Source organism: Microcoleus sp. PH2017_24_DOB_U_A, from assembly GCF_020738205.1.
Lineage (GTDB): Bacteria > Cyanobacteriota > Cyanobacteriia > Cyanobacteriales > Microcoleaceae > Microcoleus.
Map to the genome: position 1 here is coordinate 1 of NZ_JAEQCT010000188.1, position 5,115 is coordinate 5,115.

Below are 5,115 nucleotides of genomic sequence, written 5' to 3' on the forward strand. Positions count from 1 at the left end.
ATCTCCGAGAGTTCAACTCTTTTCCGTTGTTGGTTAGAGTTGGATTAGCTATGTACGGACTGTTTACCGTGATTTGCCAATCAACGAGTCGCACTTAGACCTGAGTTCCTGACTTTATCCACTTCCTCTCGTCCTACTAATCCTACCCGAAGGCATAGCCTTAAAGATGCACTGGCTATCCTGTTTGTAACGATCGATCGCCCGTGGGGCCCTTAAACCTAATCCTATCCTTGTAGGGACGGGCTACCACCTCCGGCAGACGACTCGCAGCAGCCAGATTTCGTATAATGCAGGAGCGATCTGGTGAGTCGATCGAGATTCCGGTTTTGAATGGTGGTTGGGCGATCGGGAATCTAAAAAAACTGAGCGCAAGAAACCGCGCTGACAATGGCATTAACGAAAATCAAATAAATCTGATTGTTATCTCAAATTTAATAATTTATTTATAAATGCCGCTCGTTGAATGTGTTAGGGTTTCCTAACGAATGTCAGACAAATTTTTTGGGCTTCACATAAAAAAATAAATCAATCAAAGTCACCGCTCGATCGTGATGTAGCCTAGATTCTTTGAGAACGTAGGGCGATCGACATAAGCGACAAAACAAAGATAAAATATCTCAAAGAGCAGTTTTTTCAAGGCAGACTAGAGTTTAATTCTGAGCTTTTAAAACAAATTGAATTTATTTTTGCCGTCTTTACAGGTAAAGAAAAAAAATCGGTTACGATCGCATAGTGACTGTGATCGAGCGCACAATAAATAGCGTTATTAACGTGCAAGTTATATAGGATGGATGCAGTGCAGCCAAATGGCTCATAGTTTTAAGCACAATGGCGGATGACTGTCAGGGTATAAATGCAGAAGATTATATTTAGTAACTTTAAAAATTAGGGGAATCGATCGGGTACGGCTTTATAAAACAACGAGGTTTCTCATGGCTGGTATTTCACAACTATCTTCAAAGTTTTTATCGGTGGGCGACGAACTGCAACAGGACGACAGTTTTGCGTCACAGGCTATTACGGAATCGGACATTCACAAGATCCCAGGGGCTAAAGGAGTTAGCATTTCTTCCTTGGCAGTTAGCTGGGCAAAAAAATATTACAGTACAGTAGCGGGACGAGAAAACCAAACACATCAGCAAATCTCCGAGAGCCGAGATTTAAGCAATTTTGATGGCAATCGAGCCAAAATAGTTGACAAATTGACAGATACTCTGAAAGTTGCCAGCCAGATAGCTTGGAATAAAGTAGAGACTGTTTTAGGGGAACAAATAGAGCGACACGCGATCGATCCTAGCTTAATTAATCAAGAAGAAATTGTCGCCGACACTCGCAGCTTATATCGGAAAGCAATAGACGCTTACGGCGATAGGGAACCTGTTTTCCGCTTGTCAGTGCTGGTGGGAAAAGATATTGTCCAAGTAAGACGGAAATACTCAGACACAGATCCGTTAGTGCTGGGATTTGTGACGTTGGAGTTTCAATACACTAGCAAAATCTTGTTAGGATGCCTTTCGGAGTCAGAGCGATCGGAATTTGCACCCTACTTAAAAGTTATAGATGACTATCTGCACATTCCCCACGGAGAGATTAACGAGGCTGCGGCGGATCATACCCCGAATTCAAAAGCTCTCTTAGCCGTTCAGCATTTGTTGCAGCAGACAACTCAGATTGCTAGTGCAGTGTACGCTCGGGCTAGTTCCCAGCATCCAGGATACCGCAGCAGCAGCGGTTATTTGACCGATCCGCAGGTCAAAATTTCTGGCATTCGGGATGTCGAGATTTTTCAAAGTTATTTGTGCTGGTGCGTTTTGGAAGAAAGCATTCGCCCGGTACAGCAAGAATTGTTTCCAATCTGCGTGATGCTGTACCCGAGACTTCATGTAAGTTGGGAATTAGTGCAGGATATGCTGCTAATTTTGTTTTGGGAAATATCCGATCGCCTCCCGGCTGCCGATGTTATGGTATTTTTACCTTACTTGCGGACTGTGACAGATATGTTTTCCAGCGATGTCTTTGACAATTAGGGAATTGGGCATAGGGCATAGGGCATAGGGCATAGGGCATAGGGCATGGGGTCGAAAAGCGGAGTTCTCGCGGAGGGATTTGGCATTGGTAATTGCCAATCTCTATTTAAAACTCCAAGCAGCAACTGCCAAACATCCCCAACCTACAATGTAAGCAACTCCTCCCAAGGGGGTAATTGCACCCAGCCATTTGATGTCAGTCAAACTCAGCGCGTACAAACTGCCTGAAAAGACGATTGTGCCGACAATAAAAGCCCATCCAGCCACTGCAAAAAAGGTTTCAGACTCTGGGGCGCGGCTTAATAATAAAGCGACGAGTAATAAAGCCAGGGCGTGGTACATTTGATAGCGGGCGCCGGTCTCAAAAATGCCTAAAGCTCGATCGGTCAATTGATTTTTCAAAGCGTGGGAGGCAAAAGCCCCGCCCGCAACCGACAAACCTCCGAATACGGCTGCGGCTGCTATGAAAATGCGCGTTAGGATTAGCGTTGACATAATATTTTTTTAATGGGCAATTGGTAATTGGTAATTGGTGAACATAAATATACTTGAGTTGGATTCATTCACAAACTATATTTAAATCATCTGCGTTTATCTGCGGTTTCCCTATCAATGAATCCCAGAATATGGATCGCTCCTCTAGGTACGTAGTTGCGCTTCAGCGCTCTTTCATGAAAGAGCGCCCAAGCGCAACTACGTACTGCACACCCTATTTATGATAAATCAGCTTTTTGCAGATATTTCTAGTTTATTTGCGTACAGCTTCCAGCAAGCGCGAATAGTAAAAGCTAGTGCTATTCATGGCTGTTCTTTTAACAACAAAACCGTTGCTTTCTAGGATTTTGATAATATCAGCTTCGCGGTGCTGGTAAGCGCGGGTAGTTTTGCTCGGGCCGGGGAAAAGTTCGCCAAATTTTTTGAGCGCGGTAAGTGCTAAGGTTTTGGGGGCAAAACTGAGAATTAGTCGCGATTGGGCGATCGAACTTAGGTGAGCGATCATTTCCGCAGCCTTACTTTGAGGATAGTGGATCAGCACGTCCAAACAAATAACCGTGTGAAATTTGCCGGTTAAAGCTTCCAAATCCTGGGCGGCGAAAGAGATGTTGTACATCTTGCCGGGAACGGCTGTCGATCGATCATAAGCCTCTGCTACCATCTTTTCAGAGATATCGCTAGCACAAACAATTGCCCCAGCCTCAGCCAGAGGAATGCTGAGAGATCCAACACCACAGCCGGCATCGCAGACTGAAAGCCCGCGCAAATTGCCGTCAGCTTGCAGCCAGCTAAGCACTGTATCCACCGTTTTCTGGTGCCCGGTGCGGATGTCTAGCTGCACTTTATTGACTTTGCCGTCGCCGTAAATTCGCTGCCAGCGATCGAAGCCCGTCGAGTTAAAATACTGTTTGACAATATCCTTGTCATTTACCAAATTCATCTTTCCGCCTGCTGCTGAGTTATTGCCAACGATTAGACATTATAATTTTAATTAGCCCTAACTTAAAAAAATATGGTGCTACAAGATCATTTCCGCCCGCCGCTGTCAGCGCGCCGTCACTGGCACGCCTTTCACAATGCTTGGGCGACTTATATTGCATCTGACTTGAATGCCAAATTACCCGAAGGTTATTTTGCAGAACCCAACGTGCAGTTTGAAATTGAAATTGATGTAGCAGCTTTTGAGGAACCTCTACCGGACTTTGATTGTCCAGAGACGGTAATTAATTTGCCAATAGATTTACCAAACAATTGGATGTCGCCCCCAGCACAAAGCGTGCCTTTTTTACCTGTGGCAGAATCTGTGCAAGTCAATATTTTTAACACAGAAGGTGGCCCGGTTTTAGCAGGTGCAATTGAATTAGTAAGTCCTGCCAACAAAGATCGTTCTAGTCATCGCTGTGCTTTTGTGTCAAAGTGCGAGACGTATTTGCGACAGGGAATTGGGTTGGTAATAGTTGATGTTGTGACGGTTAGGAAGGCAAATCTTCACAATGAATTGTTAGCCCGTCTAGTGGGAGGAATTGCTTCGCCCTTCGACGCCGATCTCTATGCTACAGCTTATCGCCCGATCGAGCGAGACGGCAACCAATGCCTAGATATTTGGCAGGAAAACTTAGCTGTGGGTTCCACGCTTCCAGTTGTACCGCTATGGCTGCGGGGTGAGATTTGCTTGGCTGTGGAATTAAATCATATTTACGATCGAACTTGCCGAGAACACCGAATTTCTGTTAGCAGCGCTTAGTTTGACACTCCCCGGCGTGAACGCACGGGGATTCTTAAGACACTACCAAATGGCAATCCTTAATGGCGCTGTCAAGACACCTCTACCAACTCCGCTAAGGTCAAAACCTAGCATTGTCGCTACTTTTCGCATAATGTTGGCTGCACCATTGCAGTCGGCGTTAATACACCAGTTTTGTAAACCAGTTCGATACAATCCACGCTTAATTCGTCTACCCGACTCTTTCCACCCATCGGGTTTTGCACCGATTGTAGGCAGGAAGTCATTGTCAACGAATGAAGCTTTTGATGTGTAGCTTTCCTCTGTTTCTGTAAATCGAATTCCATACTTTTCGCAGAGCTGAGAGATTCTAGTTTTCAATCTACCAGTAGGAATTTGTACGAATTTCTGATTAATTTTTACTCCCATATTTACGCCATTTTTTTGACCCTTATTCCAGCCAAAAACAACAGTACCAATTTGGTTTTCTCGGCAGTGATTGATAACTGTTTTGGCCGCTTTATTTACCGCATCACGCATTTGACGATTGCGCTTTTCAGTTAATCGTGCTAATTGATGCGACCAAAAGCCATTAGGCTTTCCACCCATCAATGCAGCTACTCGCTTGTTATACCACTGATTTAGAGACTTCAAATGTTTTCCGTCAACAATAAAGCTTGTGTTCGCATTGCTGACACAGGTTAACCAATTATCGATACCATGATCGATACCTAAAACTTTTTTACCGTCAGTATTGACCTGGACGCTGACTGACCAAAGAGCGAGACGCAAGCCCCTGGCTTTAGACATGGGGATAAGTCGGTAGCGGTTTCAACCGCCTTCTGTATTTAACAAAGCTTAATAAAGAAT

At 44.6% G+C, this 5,115-nt stretch carries 6 protein-coding genes; 3 read left to right on the plus strand and 3 right to left on the minus strand.

What is annotated here, in order from left to right:
• Positions 1 to 287 precede the first annotated feature (287 nt).
• Both JGK07_RS32650 and JGK07_RS32655 read left to right on the plus strand, forming a co-directional pair.
• Positions 288 to 449 (plus strand): hypothetical protein, encoded by a 162-nt coding sequence (locus tag JGK07_RS32650; protein ID WP_293176774.1) that lies wholly within the window; start codon positions 288 to 290, stop codon positions 447 to 449.
• 483 nt (positions 450 to 932) lie between these two features.
• Entirely contained in the window at positions 933 to 2,027 is a 1,095-nt protein-coding gene (locus tag JGK07_RS32655) for a hypothetical protein (protein ID WP_293176772.1), read from the plus strand.
• Between the two features lie 102 nt (positions 2,028 to 2,129).
• Here the strand turns inward: JGK07_RS32655 and JGK07_RS32660 are convergent, their stop codons facing one another.
• Together JGK07_RS32660 and bchM are read right to left on the minus strand one after the other, a co-directional pair.
• Entirely contained in the window at positions 2,130 to 2,522 is a 393-nt protein-coding gene (locus JGK07_RS32660; RefSeq protein ID WP_293190086.1) for a DUF423 domain-containing protein, read from the minus strand.
• A gap of 253 nt (positions 2,523 to 2,775) precedes the next feature.
• Positions 2,776 to 3,462 carry a magnesium protoporphyrin IX methyltransferase gene (bchM, locus tag JGK07_RS32665; protein ID WP_293176766.1) on the minus strand — a complete coding sequence of 229 codons (687 nt, stop codon included), beginning with the start codon at positions 3,460 to 3,462 and terminating at the stop codon, positions 2,776 to 2,778.
• Between the two features lie 72 nt (positions 3,463 to 3,534).
• Here bchM and JGK07_RS32670 point away from each other — a divergent pair, with 72 nt between their 5' ends.
• Positions 3,535 to 4,266 carry a DUF4058 family protein gene (locus tag JGK07_RS32670; RefSeq protein ID WP_293176764.1) on the plus strand — a complete coding sequence of 244 codons (732 nt, stop codon included), beginning with the start codon at positions 3,535 to 3,537 and terminating at the stop codon, positions 4,264 to 4,266.
• 42 nt (positions 4,267 to 4,308) lie between these two features.
• Here JGK07_RS32670 and JGK07_RS32675 read toward each other — a convergent pair whose 3' ends face one another.
• On the minus strand, positions 4,309 to 5,055 hold the full coding sequence (locus JGK07_RS32675) for a transposase (protein ID WP_325314809.1): 747 nt from the start codon (positions 5,053 to 5,055) through the stop codon (positions 4,309 to 4,311).
• Positions 5,056 to 5,115: the final 60 nt, after the last annotated feature.